This is a genomic window from Nocardiopsis potens DSM 45234, from assembly GCF_000341105.1.
Lineage (GTDB): Bacteria > Actinomycetota > Actinomycetes > Streptosporangiales > Streptosporangiaceae > Nocardiopsis_A > Nocardiopsis_A potens.
This window is the reverse complement of record NZ_ANBB01000038.1, coordinates 90,315-106,441: the sequence shown is the minus strand read 5'-3', so window position 1 is coordinate 106,441 and position 16,127 is coordinate 90,315. Positions and strand designations below refer to the sequence as shown.

Genomic DNA, 16,127 nt, shown 5'->3' with positions numbered 1-16,127 from the left:
TGGGTGGGGCGCCCTGCGCACCGCGAGAGCACCCCGGTGATTCCCGGGCGCGCATCCCGGGCCGGATCGGGCCTCGAGAGGCTCGAATGGCCCCGGCCGGGCCGGTGTTCGGGGGTTCGAGCGGCCCGGAAGGCCGGGATGAGGGGGCCGGAACCCGGGCAGGGGCGGCGCGGGGGCGGGATGTCGCTTTTGCCCTGCAGAGAGGGCCCGCCTTGGCCACTCTGGGTAATCGAAGAGGGGGTGGTGGGGGCCTCAAGGCTTACTACTCGCTGGTAGATGTAATCGGGGTGCTGCGGAGATGCGCAGGGCGCCCCCGCCCCCGCCTGATCCTCGCCGCAAACCAGGCATACAGGGATAAGGCCACCCTGGTGGGGGCGGGTCGGGCCGGTGAACGCGGCGCCCGGCCCCCTCCCGCCGTCGCCGCCCGCTTGAACCCCGGCCCCGCGAGGCGCCCGACCCCGCCCCCACCGGCGCTGTCGTCGCCCGTCTTGACCTTCGCTCTGCGGGGCGCCGCGCCCGACTGACCGGTCGGCACGCCCTCCCCGCCCTCGCTGCCCGCTTGAACCTTCGCTCCGCGAGGCGCCGCGCCCGGGTGGGGCGCCCCCCGTTCCTACCGCTGCCGTCGCTGCTTGCTCGGACCTTCGCTCCGCGGGGCGCCGCGCTGGACCGACCAGCCGGCACGCCCTCCCCGCCGTCGCCGCCCGCTTGAACCCCGGCTCCGTGGGGCGCCGTGCTCGGCTGGAGTGCCCGGCCCTGCTCCCGGTTCCGCCGTGCCTGCGGTCGGCATGCGGTCCGGGGGCGTAGGAGAATCTGGCACGATGCCGTTCGAGCCGCCCGACCGGGCAACGAGCCACCCGACCGACCACGCAAGAGGCCAGACACCATGCCGCAGCTCCCCGTCATCGCACTGACCGGACACCTGGGCGCCGGAAAGACGACCCTGCTCAACCGGTTGCTGCGCGCCCCAGGGGCGCGGATCGGCGTGGTCGTCAACGACTTCGGCGCCATCAACGTCGACGCCGGCCTGGTGATGGGGCAGGTCGACGACGCCGAGGCGATCAGCGGCGGCTGCGTGTGCTGCCTGCCCGACGCCGGCGGGCTGGACGCCGCGCTGGAGAAGCTCGCCCAGCCGCGGCTGCGCCTGGACGCGGTGATCGTCGAGGCCAGCGGTATCGCCGACCCGCCCGCCCTGGCCCGGCTCATCCGGTTCAGCGAGGTCGGAGGGATCCGCCCCGGCGGCGTCATCGACGTGATCGACGCCTCGGAGCACTTCGAGACCGTCGACACCGGAACCCTCCCGCCGGAGCGGTACGCGGCGGCCACCCTGGTCGTCGTCAACAAGACCGACCGCGTCCCCGCCCCCGAACGGGACGCGGTGCGGGCGCGGATCGTCGACCGGGTGCGGGAGCTCAACCCCCAGGCGCACGTCATCGCCACCGAGCAGGGCCGCATCGACCCCGCCCTGGTGTTCGACGCCGCCGCGGAGCAGGCCGCCCAGCCCGAGCTCCCCTTCGCCGAGCTGGACCGGGACGAGGCGGCGCCGCACGTGCACGCGGACGCGGTGACCGTCGGCGCGGACGGGCCGGTCGACCCCGGCCGGGTCGTCGACCTGATCGAGGACCCGCCGGAGGGCGTGTACCGGCTGAAGGGCGCGGTCGCGGTGGCAACGGGCGGCCGGACCCGCCGCTACGCGGTCAACCTCGTCGGCCGGCAGATCCACGTCGCCCCGCACACCGGGCGCTCCGGCGCGGACGGGCTGGTCGCCATCGGCATGCACCTGGACACGCCCGCCGTGCGGCGCCGGCTGGAGGAGGCGCTCCGCCCCGCCCCGGAAGGCCCCGGCGCCGACGGCCTCCGGCGGCTGGACCGCTACCGCCGGATCAGCGCCTGACCCCCGGTCGCGGCGGCGGGGGAGGGGAGGCGCGGCCACGGCCTCCCCGCCCCGGGCCGGAACCCGGGGGAGAAGCGGGGCCGGCCCCGGACCGCCCCGGAAAGGAAGCGCCCATGGCCACCGGACGGGAGCACAAGGTGCTGACCTGCAAGCCGCGGATGAAGGGCTTCGACTACGAGCAGATCGAGCGCGACCTCAACGAGCTCGACGCCCAGGGGCGGGAGACGGCCGGCGCCGTCGCCCCGAGCCTCGGGGCGGGGCGGGCGATGGAGACCGGCGTCATCGTGAAGCGGCCGCGGACCTGACCCGATCCGCTGGGAAGGGCCGGGCCCGGTATCACCGGCACCGGGCCCGTCCACCGGCCCCCGGCCGGTTCGGAACCGCCGGTCCGCCCGCACCCCTTTCCCGGCGGGGCGCGGACGGGCCACCGGAACCCGGGCGGAGGGGGAGGGGCGGCCCCGGCGGCCCGGCGGTCTGCGGGACCGCCCCCGGCCGCACCGGCCCGCCGGGGCGGGAGGTCAGCCGGCGGGGGCGCCGAACCACTTCGAGAGGTGGGCGTGCAGGTCCTGCTGGTCGTCGCCGACCCAGGCCACGTGGCCGTCCGGCCGCAGCAGCACGGCGGGCGCGTCCAGCTCATCGCTTCCGTCGACGACGTGGTCGACCCGGTCCTCCCAGCCGGCCGCGGAGAGGCCGCCGGTCCGGTCGAGGAGCAGCCCCCGGCCGCGGTGCATCAGCCCGTAGAGGCGGCCCCGCTCCAGGCCGATGTCGCGCATCCGCCTGCCCACCAGCTCGTGGCCCCCGCCCAGGTCGTAGCGGATCCCGATGGCGACGATCTTCTCGGTCAGGCGCCGGTTCACCTCCTCGATGTCCATCAGCTCCGACAGCAGCCGGCGCACCGCCCGCGGGCCCGGCTCGGTGGACATCAGCTCCATCTGGGCGCGGGTGTTGTCCAGCACGTCGGCGGCGACCGGGCGCCGCTCGGCCTCGTAGCCGTCGAGCAGCCCCTCCGGCGCCCACCCGGCGACCTCCGCGGCCAGCCTCCAGCCGAGGTTGAACGCGTCCTGGACGCCGAGGTTGAGCCCCTGGCCGCCGACCGGCGGGTGGACGTGCGCGGCGTCCCCGGCCAGCAGCACCCGGCCGACCCGGTAGCGCTCGGCCAGCCGGGTGCCGTCGCCGAAGCGGGACATCCAGCGCGGCGAGTGCACGCCGAAGTCGGTGCCGGCCACCGCCCGCAGCCGCCGCTTGAACTCGTCCAGGGTCGGCGGGGCCGACCGGTCCGCGGCCACCCCCTCGGCGGGCACGACGATGCGGTGCGTCCCGTCGTCCCCGAAGGGCCCGATGCCGAACCGCAGCTGGGTCTTGCGGATCTCGGCCGTCGCGGCGGCCACCTCCTCCGGCGCCGCGGTCACCTGCATCTCGCCCAGCAGGGTCTCGGTCCTGCTGGGTTCGCCGGGGAAGCCGACGCCGAGCAGTCTGCGCACCGTGCTGCGGCCGCCGTCGCAGCCGACCAGGTAGCGCGAGCGCAACCGGGCGCCGTCGGCCAGCTCGGCGGTCACCCCCTCCTCGTCCTGCTCCAGCCCGACCAGTTCGCGGCCGCGCCGGACCTCGGCGCCGAGCTCGGCGGCGCGCTCGGCCAGCAGGCGGTCGATGACCGGCTGCGGGATGCCGAGGACGTAGGCGTGCGCGCTGTCCAGCCCCTCGGTCGGCGGCTTGGGGATGGCCGCGAAGAAGCCGCCGACCGGGTACTTGCGCCCGTGTGCGAGGAACCGCTCCAGCAGCCCGCGCTGGTCCATCACCTCGATGCTGCGCACGTGCAGGCCGAGCGCGCGGACGTATCCGACCGGCTCGGTCTCCTTCTCCAGCACGAGCACGTCCACCCCGTGCAGCCGCAGCTCGGCGGCGAGCATCATGCCGGTCGGCCCGCCGCCGGCGATGATCACGTCGTACATGGATCCCCCATTCGTCGATGCCGTGTTCGGCCGGCCGGTCCCACCGCCCGCCCGTCGCCCGCCACCGCCCTCAACGGAGGCCCTCCGGGCCGCTTTCCTCTTGCCCGTCGCCCGCCACCGCCCTCAACGGAGGCCCTTCGGGCCGCCCTCCTTCTGCCCGGCGCACCGGTGAAGGCACACGGATTCCAAGGGGGGGTTCGCGCCGGTGGGACCGGCTGCAGGCGATGATTCTCCGGCATGACCGGGGTCTTGCCGCAAGCCCCCGTGTGCGCTATAGATTGAAAGTGGCAAGGAGCGTTCTTCTCCTTGCCTTCGCTGTTTCCGGGGCCCGGAGCGGCCCCGGCGCGGTCCGCCCGCCCGCAGCGCCGCGCACCGGGGAGCCGCGCAGGGAAGCGGCGCCTTCCGCGCCCACCGCCGGGCCGCCGGCCCTGGGCTAGGCCTCTGCGGACCGGAAGGCCGGCGTCCGGTGCTCCGGCGGCAGGGGGTCCCCGGGGAGGGCGTCCAGGAGGGCCCGGGCGGCGGCGCGGGCCTGGAGGGCGGGCTCGGAGCCGCGCTGGACGGCGGCCAGGGAGAGGGTGCCGGCCAGCAGGATGTGCAGCTGCCGGCCGAGGGCCCGGGGGTCGGGCGCGGTGGTGGCGGCGGCCAGGTCGTACAGCTGCTCGCTGACGGCGTCCATGTGGTCGCGCACGGCCCGGTGGACTCCCTCGGCGCCCTCGCCCAGCTCTCCGTAGGCGTTGGCGAACGCGCACCCCCGGAACTCCGGCTGCCCGCACCAGGCGTGCAGCCAGTCGAACACCGCGAGGATGCGCTCCCGGGGGTCGGCGATCCCGTCGGTGTGCTCGCGCAGGGCGGCGCGGGAGTAGGAGTCGCGGTGGCGCAGGTAGGCCTCGACCAGGGCGGCCTTGGAGGGGAAGGCCCGGTAGAGGCGCTTGAGGGGCAGCCGGGCGGCGTCGCGGATGCGGTCCATGCCGACCGCCTGGATGCCGTGGGCGTAGAACAGGGCGTCGGCGGCCTCCAGCACCCGGGCGCGATCGGTCGTGGTGGTGTCCAAATCCGGCCTCGTTTCCGCGTCCCCCTTGAGAACATTCGTTCCTGATCGTACGCTCTCCGCCAGAGAACGGAGGTTCTCTCGTGGGGGCGGCCGCGCGCCGCCGCTGGGGAGGGGCGGGAGCGGGTCCGCGGCGCGGGCCCGCTCCTCCTTTCCCGGGGCGGGCCTGCGCGGCGGTGACCCGCCCGGGCCGTTCGGCGGGGAGCCATGGGGCGGAGGGATCCGGCGCGGGCGGCGGCGGGGGCGCCGCCCGCGGAGCCGGCCGGCGCCCCCGCGGCCGTCCCGGCCGGGGTCAGCGGACGGGGGTGCGCAGGGCGGTGCGGTGCAGCATGTCGAGGACGGCGGCCGTCCCGGCGGAGAGGTCGCACTCCGGTTCCTCCAGGGCGCGCGCCACGACCGCGTCGATCGCGCCGTTGAGGATGACCGCCATGGTCTCGGCGTCCAGGTCCGGCCGGTACTCGCCGGACTCCACCGCCGCTCCGATCAGGCCGGCGAGCGGCCGGCGGCGCGCGGCCGAGCCGGGGCCGTCCTCGATGCCGGTGCGGTTGCCGGGGTCGAGCGCCTCGACGAGCATGCGCACGTGGGCCGGGTTCTCCGCCATGTGGCCGATGACCGACCCGACGTAGGCGTCCACCGCCTCCGCCGGGCCGGCCGCCCGCTCCAGCGCGGCCTCGACCCGCTCGGTGAGGGCGCCGATGACCGACTCGTAGGCGGCGCGGATCACCGCGTCCTTCGACGCGAAGTGGTAGATGACCGCGCCCTTGGTGATGCCGGCGGCGTCGGCGATGCGCTGCAGGGAGCAGCCGGCGTGGCCGCGGGCGGCGACGATGTCGATGGTGGCGGAGATCAGCTGGGCGCGCCGGGCCTGCTCGGTGAGGGTCGGCCGCCGGTTCGGCGCGCCGTCGGCGCTGCGGGGGCTGGTGGGCACTGCTGTTCGACCTTCCTGCGACGGTGCGGCGGCGGCCGCCGCCGCGCCCCATCCTTCCGCATGCCGCGCGGGCGGCGCGGCCCGCCGGGGCCGGGCCGGAGCGCCCGCCCGCCCCTCACTCCGCCCCGGCGAGGAAGTCCGCGACGTCGGCGGCGATCTCCTCCGGGTACTCGCCGTTGATCGCGTGCGAGGCGTCCGGGTAGGTCAGCACGGTGCCCCGGGACAGGGAGGCCTCCGCCCGGCGCACGGCCTCCGCCGGGTCGTGCATGACGGACTCGCCGGCGATGATCGCCAGTACCGGCAGGTCGACCGCGGCGATCCGGTCGGCGGGGAACCGGGTCGGGGCGGGCAGCCGCAGCGCGTAGTTCCGCATGCCCGACTCGATCATGTCCGCCACCGGGACGTCCTCCACCGGTGCGCCGCCGGCGGTCCAGGAGTTGAAGCCGTCCCGCCAGCTCTTGGGGAACCAGGGGACCGAGGCGGGGACGGACCGCAGCACCGTCTCCGCCGGAATGCCGGCGAAGGTCATCGCGGGATCGATCAGGATCACGCCGGCCAGGGCGTCCGGTGTCCTGGTCGCGAGGTTCATCGCGGTCCAGCCGCCGATCGAGACGCCGAGCAGGTGCACCCGGGGCTCGGGCAGCTCGGAGAGCGCCTGGTGCAGCCAGCGGGCCTGGTCCCCGTCGTCGGTGATCGGGCGGGTCTGGACGCTGGCCCCGGGCTCGCCGAGCAGGTCGACCGTGTAGACGGTGCGCACCTTCCGCAGCGGCGCGAGGTTGCCGGCGAACATCGCGGCCCCCGAGGCCCGGCCCGGCAGCAGCACCAGCGGGGCCTTGTCCGGCTCGGCGCCGTCGAACCGGTACATCCGGACCACCCCGTAGTCGGTCCGCACGTCCAGCACCGCGTCGGGCCCGGGGAACTCCTCCATCGCCCGCTCGTAGGCGGCGGCGTAGTCGTCGTGCCCCTCGGCGGAGGTGAAGTGGCCCACCGGCGCGCCGCCGCGGGCGTGCGCCCAGCCGGCGAGCAGGGCGACCGCCAGGCCGGCCGCCGCCCACCGGAGCAGCCGCCGCCGGCGCCTCCTTCCCGCCGGGGGCGCCCCCGGCGGGCCCGCCCGGTCCTTCCCGGTGGCCGCGGTGTCTGTGCCCATGGCGGGATCGCCCCCTTCGCCCACACTTCACTGACCTTTCGGTCAATAGTTTGACCGAAAGGTCAGTGAAGGGCAAGGGGGCCCTTCCCGTGCGCCTCCGGGGCGGCCGGCGAGGCGGCGGTCAGGTCCGCGGTGCGGCGGAGACCGCGATCGCGCCCTGGGCGACGGCGCACAGCGCCTCGGCGCCCGCGGCGTCCTCGGTGGAGATGTCGCAGCGGCACACGACGCGGGTCCGCCCGGCGCGGACGACCCGGGCGCGGGCCCGCAGCAGGACCCCGTCGGCCGGGCGCAGGTAGTCGATGGAGAAGCCGGCCGTGATCAGGTCGGTGCCGGCCGCGGTGCCGGCGGCGAAGGTCAGGGCGTTGTCGGCCAGGTAGCCGAGCACGCCGCCGTGCACGAACCCGTTCTGCTGGCGCAGCTCGTCGCGGATGTCCAGCTCCAGCACGGCCTCGCCGTCGCCGAAGGCGGCCAGCCGGGTGCCGAGGAGCGCACTGAACGGCTGGGCCGCCAGGACCTTGCGGGCCAGGGCCGGATCGGGGGCGTTCATGGTTCGCGGTCACCTCACTTCACTAGTGAAGCGAGAATGGCGGGGCGCCCCCGCATCTGTCAAGATCGGCCCATGCCCGATCCCGACCAGCGCCTGTTCTTCCTGCTGCAGCGGGCCGCCCACCGGCTGCGCACCACCGCGGACCGCCGCTGCCTGGACGCCGCCGGGGTCACCACCGCCCAGCTCGCCGCGCTGTTCGCGATACGCGACGCGTCGGGCCTCACCCAGCGGCGCCTCGCCGCCGCCCTGGACCTGCGCGAGTCCGCGGTCACCGCGCTGGTCCGCCGGCTGGCCGAGGCCGGCCTGATCACCCGGCGGGCCCACCCCGACGAGCACCGCGCCGTCCTCCTGGAGCTGACCGAGGAGGGCGACGCCGCCCTGCGCGCCGCCCGCCCCGCGGTCGACCGGTTCAACGCCGAACTCCGCGCCCTGCTCGGCGACGACGGCTTCGCCCGGACCGCCGCCGCCCTGCACCGGCTCGCCCACTGGGAGCCCTGACCCCCGGCATACAAGGAGAGAACGACACACCCCGCTGCCACAATGAGGCGCATGCCCTCCCCGGAACCCCGCCGGCCCCACCCCGGCGAAGCCGAAGCGCTCCGACGGCTGGACGCCCGCATCGCCAAGGCCAGAGACGCCGACGACCACATCTCGGGCCCGGTCCCCGACCCCGCCGCCACGGCGTTCGCCGACGCCCGCGAGGCACTGGCCTGGTTCGACGCCGAATGCGACGACCTCATCGCCGCCACCGCCGCGTACGGGGACCACCGCCCCGCCGCCATCGACCTCCCCGCCTACCTGGGCGCCTACCTGCGGCGCCGGCGCAGGTGGGAGGAGGGCATCGAGATCCAGACCCGGGCGCGCGACGCGAGCCGGCGGATCGGCGACCGCGACGCCGAGGCCGTGTCCTGGAACAACCTGGGCACCGTACTGCACGAGGCGGGCCGGAACGACGAGGCGATCGAGGCCCTCACCGCCGCCCGCGACCTGCACCGGGAGCTGGGCAACGCCGGAGGGGAGGCGATGGCCTGGAACAACCTCGGCAACGTGCTCCGGGTGGTGCACCGGTTCTTCGACGCGGTCGAGGCCCACACCACCGCCCGCGACATCTACCTGCGCACCGGCGACCGGGCCGGCGCCGCCGGCGCCTGGAACAACCTGGGCAACGCGCTGCGGGAGGTGCGGCTGCTGGAGGACTCCGCGCACGCCCACACCACCGCCCGCGACCTGCACCGGGAGCTGGGCGACGCCGAGGGCGAGGCGATGGCCTGGAACAACCTCGGCAACACGCTGGGCCGCCTGGGCAGGACCGGGGAGGCGATCGACGCCCACACGGCCGCCCGCGACATCCACCTGCGGACCGGGAGCGACGACCTCGCGGCCGGCTCCTGGAACAACCTGGGCAACGCGCTGCACGCGGCGGGCCGCTACGACGAGGCGGTCGAGGCGCTCACCGCCGCCCGCGACCTGAGCCGGACGCTGGGCGACACCGAGGGCGAGGCGATGGCCTGCTACAACCTCGGCAACGCGCTCAGGGAACTGGAGCGGACCAACGACGCGGTCCGGGCCTACCGCGACTCCGCCGACATCTACCGGAGCATCGGCGACCACCACCGCGGGGCCGAGGCGTGGAACAACCTCGGCGTCACCCTGAACCGGGGGAACAGGGGGGACGAGGCGATCCGCGCCTACGAGCAGGCCCGCGACCTCGCCGGACGGGCAGGAGACCCCCGGGGCGAGGCCAAGGCGCGCTACAACCTCGGCAGCACCCTGAAGGAGGCCGGGCGGTACGACGAGGCCGCCCGGGAGCTGGAACAGGCCCGCGACCTCGCCCTGCGCAGCGGGGACCGCGCCGAGGCCGCCAAGGCCTGGAACAACCTCGGCAACCTGCTGGGCGACACCGGGCGCGGCGCCGAGGCCGTGCAGGCGCTCGTCCGCGCCCAGGACCTCTACCGGCACGCGGGCGACCGCGGCGGCGAGGGCATCGCCTCCTTCAACCTCGGCAACACGCTGGACCAGGAGGGGGACGGCGCCGCGGCGGTCCACGCCTACACCCGCTCCTGCGAGCTCTTCCGGGAGGCCGGGGAGCACGGCTACGAGGCGGCGGCCTGGAACAACCTCGGCCTGGTCCTGTGGGAGGAGGACCGGCTCCCCGAGGCCCGGCACGCCCTGGAGCAGGCCGCCCGGGCCTACCGGGAATCCTGGAACCCCGACGGCCTCGCCGCGGTCGAAGCGGACCTGGAGCGGCTGCGGGGACTCCTGTAGCCGCGGCCCCGCACCGGGGACGGGCGCTTCGGAGCGTGTTCCGCGAATCCTCGGCCGGAGGGAGGGGAAAGGCGGAGAATGCCTGATGCGGGCGCGCGAACGGCCCGCCGGTGCCGCTGATCGCCGGAAGCGAGGTGCAGATGGACCCGGACCCCCTTGAGCAGGACCGCCCCGGCGGCGCGGAGGCGGCCGCCGCAGACCCGCGCGACGGCCTGATGCGGCTCCTGGTAGGGCCGTGGCTCTTCGGCGCGGTGGGCGCCGCGGTCCGGCTGGGCGTGCCCGACCTGCTCGCCGGGGGGCCGCGCACCGCCCGGGAGCTGGCCGCGGAGATGCAGGCCGACGCGGACTCGCTCTACCGCCTGCTCCGGGCCCTGGTCGCGGCCGGCGTGCTCGCCGAGGACACCCGCGGCGCTCCGGGCGTCTTCGCCCTGACCGGGCAGGGCGCCCTGCTCCGCCGCGATGCCCCCGGGTCGCTGCGGCCGCTGGCACTGCTCTACTCCGAGCGCTACTTCGCCGACGCCTGGGAGCGGCTGGCCGAGGCGGTGCGCACCGGCGACCAGGCCTTCGAACTGGCCCACGGGACGGGCGTCTTCGACTTCCTGGCCGCCCGTCCGGAGGAGGCGGCCCGCTACACCGAGGGCATCGCGGCGGGCAGCGCCTTCCTGAGCGAGGTCCCCGGCGCCTTCGCCTTCCCGGACAAGGCCCGGGTGGTCGACGTCGGCGGCGGCGACGGCGGCCTGCTGGCCTCGGTGCTGCGCGCCCATCCGGCGGCCACCGGTGTCCTGCTGGAGCTCCCGGCGGCCGTCGCCGAGGCCCGCGAGGCCCTGGCCGGGCCGATCGGCGAGGGGCGCTGTGAGGTGGCGGCCGGCGACTTCACCGAGGCCGTCCCGGAGCGCGGCGACGCCTACCTGCTCTGCCGGGTACTGCACAACTGGGACGACGAGGCGTGCCGGGCGCTGCTGTCCCGGTGCGCGCGGGCGATGGCCGGCGGCGGGGCGGTGCTCATCCTGGAGCGGGTACTGCCCGACCACGGGCACCCGCCGCTGTCGCTCGCCTTCGACCTGCACATGATGGTGATGACCCGGGGGCGGGAGCGCACCCTGGCCGAGTACCGGCGGCTGCTGGCCGCCGCCGGACTGCGCCTGGAAGAGGCGCGCCCCCTGGCCTCCGAGATGTCGCTGCTGGTCGCCCGGTCCGAGTAGTAGGGCGGCCGGGCCCCGCCTGTGGCCTCCGCCCTGCGCTCGAGAAGTGTTCGTGCACCGCCCTCTCCCCCAGGGAGCGGGTTTCAGGGCGGGGCCGTGGAGCGGCCGGAGGAAGAACACGCGGTCCCCGGGCGTCCCGGACCGGTCCACCGCGAGCGGAGCGGGGCTCCGCTCCGGGGCTTCCGCCGTGCGACCGGTGACGCCGCGTCATGGGTCCCCCCCGCAGGAGCGTCACGGCGGGGCGGTGACGCGGCCGCACTGCCGGACGGGCGCGCCGGCGGCTGGAATGGGGGCATGTCCGAGACACCGGCCGCCGACCCGGCGAAGGCAGGGCAAGGCGCGGCACGACGAGGCGAGGAGCCCGCGACCATGTCCACCGCACACCCCGACCGCACGCGGCGGCCGGCCCCCGCCGGCTCGCCCCTGCGCCCCGGCTGGCCCGAGATCGCCGTCGGCCTGCTCGCCCTGGTGGCCGCCACTGCGGTGCTGCTGCTCTTCGGGCCGATGGGGATGGACCTCGACCCGGTGCCGTTCGGGCTGGTCGTGGCGGCCTGGTCCGGCGTGGCCGGCCTGGCCGGCTTCGCCGCGGCCGCGCTGCTGCGCATCCGCTCGCTCGCCGCCTTCAGCGTGCGCCGCACCACCTGGCGCTGGATGCTCCTCGGCGTCCTCGGCGGCGTGGCGGCCCTGGTCCTCAAGGGCCTGATCGTCTCCGGCATCACGGCCCTGACCGGCTTCGACTCCGACCCCCAGGGCATGTACTACGACGCGGCCGGCGGCGGCGTGCTGCCGCTGATCCTGACCATGCTGTTCCTGTCCGTGCTCACCCCCATCGGCGAGGAGTTCCTCTTCCGCGGGGTCGTCGCCAACGCCCTGCTGCGCTACGGGCCGGTCATCGGCGTCGCGTCCAGCTCGGTGGTCTTCGCGCTCTTCCACGGCGTCAACATCATCCTGCCCGCGGCGGTCGTGGTGGGTGCCGTCGCCGCCGAGCTGATGCGCCGCAGCGGGTCGATCTGGCCCGCGGTCGCCGTCCACATGGTCAACAACTCGGCCCTGCCGCTGCTGGTGCTGTTCACCGGCTACGCCGGGCCCGCCTGACCCGCCGGAGCGCACGCCGGAGGCGGCCCCGGGCACCGGCCCGGGGCCGCGGCGCGCCCGCCGGAGCGCCTGCGGCGGCCGCCCGGGCGCGCGGCTCAGGCGCGCGGCGCGACGCGCGCCAGGGAGCCCTCGATGTCGAGGACGCCGCGCGGCCGGTTGTAGGGCAGCTTCGCCAGCGCCATGCCCATCGCGCAGGTGTCGGTGATCGCGGCGAAGGTCAGCCCGGCGCCGATGAACCCGGCGACCCACACCGCGGGCGGCCACCACACCGAGGCCAGCACCGAGGCCAGCACGATGCCCCCGGCGACCAGGCGGACCTGCCGCTCCAGGGCCCAGGTGCGGCGGCCCTCGACCACCGGGCCGCCCGCGGCCCGCCAGGCGTTCATCCCGCCGGTGAGCACGGCGGTGTCCGCCGCGCCCGCCCCGGCCAGCCTCTCCTGGAACCGGAGGGCGCGGGCGCCGGACTGGCAGACGATGACCAGGCGGCCCCCGGTGCGGGAGGCGATGCGCTCCAGGTGCGCGTCGACCGCCTGCAGGGGGAGGTTGACGGCGCCGGGGATGCGCGCGCTCTCGTATTCGGCCGGGGTGCGCACGTCCACCAGCAGGGTGTCGGGGTCGGTCTCGGTCAGGGTGCGCACGGCGTGCACGTCGACGGAGGTGTGGGACACGGTCAGGGCTCCTGTGGAATCGGGTTGCGGGGAGGGATGGATACTGGGGGGAGTACCCGCGGGACGGGGGTCGATCCGTCCCGCGGGCACGGAGGGGGAGGGGTCAGGCGGCGGTCAGCCGGTAGGCGCCGTACCCGCCGACCAGGTCGGACACGTTCTCCCGGCCCAGGGAGCGCAGGTAGCTGGCGGCCACGCTGGACCGGTAGCCGCCGGCGCAGTGCACCACCACGGGGCGGTCGTCGGGGATCTCACCGGCCCGGGAGGGCAGGGCCGCCAGCGGGATGTGCACCGCCCCGGGGACGGTGCCCTCCCGGTCGCGCTCGGCGGCGCCGCGCACGTCCACCACCACCGGCCGCTCCGGGCCGGCCAGCGACGCGCGCAGCTCCTCGGCCCCGACCCTGGGCGCCCGCTCGACCAGGTCGGCCATCCCGGCCAGCGACGCCTCGGGGCGGGCCAGGTGGCCGGCGATGCGGTCCAGTCCCACCCGGGCCAGGCGCATCGCGGTCTCGCGCTCGCTCCCCTCGGCGGCCACGATCAGGATCTCCCGGTCGGGCTCCACCACCATGCCGGAGGTCTCGGCGAACCGGCCCTCGGTGCCGATGTTGACCGAGCCGCGCAGGTGGCCGGCGGAGAAGGCGAGCTGGTCGCGGGAGTCGACCACGACGGCGCCCGCGGCGCGCCGGGCCAGGAACTCCTCCGGCTCCAGCGGGCGGGCCAGCGCATCGATGTCGACGGGCTCGCGGGCCTCACGGTTGCGCCCGGCGTCGTGGACGAAGTAGGCGGGGATGGCCTCCTGGCCCTCGGTGACCAGCTCGGTGAAGGTCTCCACGTCCATCGGCTGCACCGCGTAGTTGCTCAGGCGCTGCTCGCCGATGGTGGACCACTTCTCGGTGGACAGGTTCTTGCCGCAGGCCGATCCGGCGCCGTGGCCGGGGAAGAGCCGGGTGGCGTCGGGCAGGCCCATGAGCCGGTTGTGCACCGAGTCGTAGAGCATGGGGGCGAGCCGCTCGGGGGAGTGGCCGAAGGAGGCGGCCAGGTCGGGCCGGCCCACGTCGCCGATGAACAGCGCGTCGCCGGTGAGCACGCCGTAGGGGGCGGCGTCGCCGGGGCGCTCGTGGACCACGATGCTGATCGACTCGGGGGTGTGCCCCGGGGTGTGCATGACCTCCAGGACCACCTCTCCCAGGGAGATGCGCTCGCCGTCGGCCAACGGGCGGAACGGGAAGCGGGCCTCGGCCCTGTCCCCGTAGCCGATCCAGGCGCCGGTGCGCCGGGCGATCTCGAAGTGGCCGGAGATGAAGTCGGCGTGCAGGTGGGTGTTGATGACGCCCTCGACGGTGAAGCCGCGCCGGGCCGCGTCGTCGAGGTACTCCTGCACGTCGATTCGGGGGTCGACGACCACGGCTCTGCCGGTGGTCTCGTCGGCGATCATGTAGGAGGCCTGGGACAGGCAGTCCAGGTAGTACTGGGCGAGGTACACGTCGTCCGCCTTTCTCGTCGCTGGGCCGGCGGAGGGTCCGCCGGCCCTCCGGATACTCCGGGGAGTATCGACCGAATACAGGGGGGAGTATCCGGAGGATACACCGGGGGGTACCCGGTAGGGAAAAACCTCCCCGCAGCCGCCTGCGGGGGAGGGGGTCAGGCCAGGGCCAGGAAGAGCTTCTCCAGCTCGGCCTCGGTCAGCGGCGGCTCCTCGCCGCGCTCGCGTGCGGAGTTGCAGTGCCGCATCCCACTGGCCACGATCTTGAAGCCGGCCCGGTCCAGCGCCCGGGAGACCGCGGCGAGCTGCTGCAGGACCTGGGCGCAGTCCTCGCCCTCCTCGATCATCGAGATCACTCCGGAGAGCTGTCCCTGCGCCCGCTTCAGCCGGTTGAGGGCGTCCCCGACCAGCTCGGGGGTCATCTGCATGTTCATCACCTCGCTCGGTCCCAACATACCCCCTCCAGTATCCATTCCCGACCAGGTGATGAGAGCCGCCCCACAGAGGGCGGCGCGCCCCTCCCGCCCCTCCCCTCTCCATGTTCCCCGATCCGCCCCGGAGCGAGAGGGGGCAACCCGGGTTGACACTCCGGGCGTGCGCAACCTAGGTTGACACCATGGACGCGGTACAGCTGGCGGCCACCGCCTCGGACACCTCCGCTCCCGTCGAAGGGCTGCGCGCGGTCTCCTCGCTGCGCACGCTGGTCGACACCCTGGAACTGCTCCAGGTCGAACAGGCCCTGCGGGCGGGGGAATCGTGGTCCTCCATCGCCGCCGCGCTGGGAGTGACCCGCCAGGCCGTGCACAAGAAGTACGGGAAACGACTCCGACACATCGGCACGACCGAGAAAGGCCAATGATGCCCGGACCCTCCGCGAAACCCGCCTTCGGCAACGGATTCGACCGCACCCTCATCCAGGGGGCGGCGAGCCGCGAGGCGATGCGCACCGGCCGGACCGAGGTCGGGTTCGAGCACATGCTGCTCGGCGTGCTCATGAACGGCGGCCCGGCGGCGCGCCTGATGATGGACGCCGGGGTGGGGCTGGCCGAGGCGCGCTCGGCGATCGACGCGCTCCTCAAGGAGGACCTCGCCCTGCTGGGGATCGAGGCGCCGCTGCCCGCCCCCTCCGACCCGCCCGGAGGCGAGGGGCCCCAGCTGCTCCCGCTCACCCCGCGCCTGCGCGAACTCGAAGAGGACCGCCCCTCGGCCGGAGGCGACCGCGCCCTGCTCGCCGCGCTGATCGACGACGAGGGCGGCAGGGTGCGGCGGCTGCTGGACCGGGTGGGGGCCGACCCCGACCGGATCCGCGCCGCCCTCGACGCGGCGGTCCCGGCGCCGCCCGGGAAGGAGGGCGGCGCGCCCGGCGGGGAGGCCCGCGGCCCCGAAGGGGGCGAGCGCATCGCCTGCGAACTGGAGGTGCCCGTGCCCGCCGAGCACCTGTGGGCCCTGGTCGCCGACCCGGACCGGCGCGGCGAGTGGGAGCTGCCGGCGGCCGCGTCGTCGCGCCGGCTCGACGGCGGCGCCGTGGAGCTGACCGACGACGAAGGGGCGACGGTCCGGGAGCGGATCGTGCACAGCGTCCCCGGCCGCGAGGTCACCTGGGCCCGGGAGGACGAGGGCGTCCCCACCCCCCGCACGCTCCGCGTCACCGTCGAGCCCCTCGGCGGCCGCGCCCGGCTGCGGCTGGAGATGCGCTGGGAGACCGCCGTGCGCAACCGGCTCGCCAACCGCTTCGTGCGCTGGATCAACCGGAAGGGCCTGCACGTCCGCGCCCAGGCCATCGCCCAGGCCGCCGCCGCATAGCGCACCGCCCCGGCGCGCACCGGCGGCGCGGCGCAGCGGCCGCCCCAGGCCGTTTCCACCGGCGGGCGGCAGGCCCCGGCCTCCGACCGGGCGGCCTACCGCAC

16 protein-coding genes are annotated in these 16,127 nt (G+C 75.8%); 8 read left to right on the top strand and 8 right to left on the bottom strand.

Annotated features, from left to right (window positions below):
* The first annotated feature begins 883 nt into the window (after positions 1-883).
* Together D459_RS0115435 and D459_RS0115430 are read left to right on the top strand one after the other, a co-directional pair.
* Positions 884-1,891, top strand: coding sequence for a CobW family GTP-binding protein (locus tag D459_RS0115435; protein WP_017593915.1), 1,008 nt, complete (start codon positions 884-886; stop codon positions 1,889-1,891).
* A gap of 113 nt (positions 1,892-2,004) precedes the next feature.
* Complete coding sequence (locus tag D459_RS0115430) at positions 2,005-2,196, top strand: hypothetical protein (RefSeq protein WP_017593914.1); 192 nt, start codon at positions 2,005-2,007, stop codon at positions 2,194-2,196.
* A 213-nt stretch (positions 2,197-2,409) separates the two neighbouring features.
* Here the strand turns inward: D459_RS0115430 and rox are convergent, their stop codons facing one another.
* From rox to D459_RS0115405, 5 genes are all read right to left on the bottom strand, one after another.
* Positions 2,410-3,840 (bottom strand): rifampin monooxygenase, encoded by a 1,431-nt coding sequence (gene rox, locus D459_RS0115425; RefSeq protein ID WP_017593913.1) that lies wholly within the window; start codon positions 3,838-3,840, stop codon positions 2,410-2,412.
* Positions 3,841-4,273: 433 nt separating this feature from the next.
* Positions 4,274-4,891: a TetR/AcrR family transcriptional regulator gene (locus D459_RS31750; protein ID WP_017593912.1), complete on the bottom strand. Its 618-nt coding sequence runs from the start codon at positions 4,889-4,891 to the stop codon at positions 4,274-4,276.
* Positions 4,892-5,180: 289 nt separating this feature from the next.
* Positions 5,181-5,816 (bottom strand): TetR/AcrR family transcriptional regulator, encoded by a 636-nt coding sequence (locus tag D459_RS0115415; RefSeq protein WP_017593911.1) that lies wholly within the window; start codon positions 5,814-5,816, stop codon positions 5,181-5,183.
* A gap of 115 nt (positions 5,817-5,931) precedes the next feature.
* A complete protein-coding gene (locus D459_RS0115410) occupies positions 5,932-6,963 on the bottom strand; it encodes an alpha/beta fold hydrolase (RefSeq protein ID WP_017593910.1) in 1,032 nt (343 codons plus the stop codon).
* A 121-nt stretch (positions 6,964-7,084) separates the two neighbouring features.
* The gene (locus tag D459_RS0115405; RefSeq protein WP_017593909.1) at positions 7,085-7,510 is read right to left on the bottom strand and encodes a PaaI family thioesterase; all 426 of its coding nucleotides are present in this window, start codon (positions 7,508-7,510) and stop codon (positions 7,085-7,087) included.
* Between the two features lie 72 nt (positions 7,511-7,582).
* Between D459_RS0115405 and D459_RS0115400 the strand changes: the two genes are divergently transcribed.
* From D459_RS0115400 to D459_RS0115385, 4 genes are all read left to right on the top strand, one after another.
* Positions 7,583-8,008, top strand: coding sequence for a MarR family winged helix-turn-helix transcriptional regulator (locus tag D459_RS0115400; protein ID WP_017593908.1), 426 nt, complete (start codon positions 7,583-7,585; stop codon positions 8,006-8,008).
* A 51-nt stretch (positions 8,009-8,059) separates the two neighbouring features.
* The gene (locus D459_RS33680; protein WP_017593907.1) at positions 8,060-9,775 is read left to right on the top strand and encodes a tetratricopeptide repeat protein; all 1,716 of its coding nucleotides are present in this window, start codon (positions 8,060-8,062) and stop codon (positions 9,773-9,775) included.
* Between the two features lie 110 nt (positions 9,776-9,885).
* Positions 9,886-10,977, top strand: coding sequence for a methyltransferase (locus D459_RS0115390; RefSeq protein WP_017593906.1), 1,092 nt, complete (start codon positions 9,886-9,888; stop codon positions 10,975-10,977).
* Positions 10,978-11,346: 369 nt separating this feature from the next.
* The gene (locus tag D459_RS0115385; protein ID WP_017593905.1) at positions 11,347-12,072 is read left to right on the top strand and encodes a CPBP family intramembrane glutamic endopeptidase; all 726 of its coding nucleotides are present in this window, start codon (positions 11,347-11,349) and stop codon (positions 12,070-12,072) included.
* Between the two features lie 95 nt (positions 12,073-12,167).
* Here the strand turns inward: D459_RS0115385 and D459_RS0115380 are convergent, their stop codons facing one another.
* The 3 genes from D459_RS0115380 to D459_RS0115370 all read right to left on the bottom strand — a co-directional run bounded on the left by D459_RS0115380 (position 12,168) and on the right by D459_RS0115370 (position 14,648).
* A complete protein-coding gene (locus tag D459_RS0115380; protein ID WP_017593904.1) occupies positions 12,168-12,740 on the bottom strand; it encodes a rhodanese-like domain-containing protein in 573 nt (190 codons plus the stop codon).
* Between the two features lie 103 nt (positions 12,741-12,843).
* Positions 12,844-14,220, bottom strand: coding sequence for an MBL fold metallo-hydrolase (locus tag D459_RS0115375; RefSeq protein WP_017593903.1), 1,377 nt, complete (start codon positions 14,218-14,220; stop codon positions 12,844-12,846).
* A 158-nt stretch (positions 14,221-14,378) separates the two neighbouring features.
* Positions 14,379-14,648: a metal-sensitive transcriptional regulator gene (locus D459_RS0115370; protein WP_026120423.1), complete on the bottom strand. Its 270-nt coding sequence runs from the start codon at positions 14,646-14,648 to the stop codon at positions 14,379-14,381.
* A 188-nt stretch (positions 14,649-14,836) separates the two neighbouring features.
* Between D459_RS0115370 and D459_RS0115365 the strand changes: the two genes are divergently transcribed.
* Both D459_RS0115365 and D459_RS0115360 read left to right on the top strand, forming a co-directional pair.
* Positions 14,837-15,079 (top strand): hypothetical protein, encoded by a 243-nt coding sequence (locus tag D459_RS0115365; protein WP_017593901.1) that lies wholly within the window; start codon positions 14,837-14,839, stop codon positions 15,077-15,079.
* Positions 15,079-16,023 carry a Clp protease N-terminal domain-containing protein gene (locus tag D459_RS0115360; RefSeq protein ID WP_017593900.1) on the top strand — a complete coding sequence of 315 codons (945 nt, stop codon included), beginning with the start codon at positions 15,079-15,081 and terminating at the stop codon, positions 16,021-16,023. The genes D459_RS0115365 and D459_RS0115360 overlap by 1 nt, the downstream gene beginning before the upstream one ends.
* The last annotated feature ends 104 nt before the right edge of the window (positions 16,024-16,127 follow it).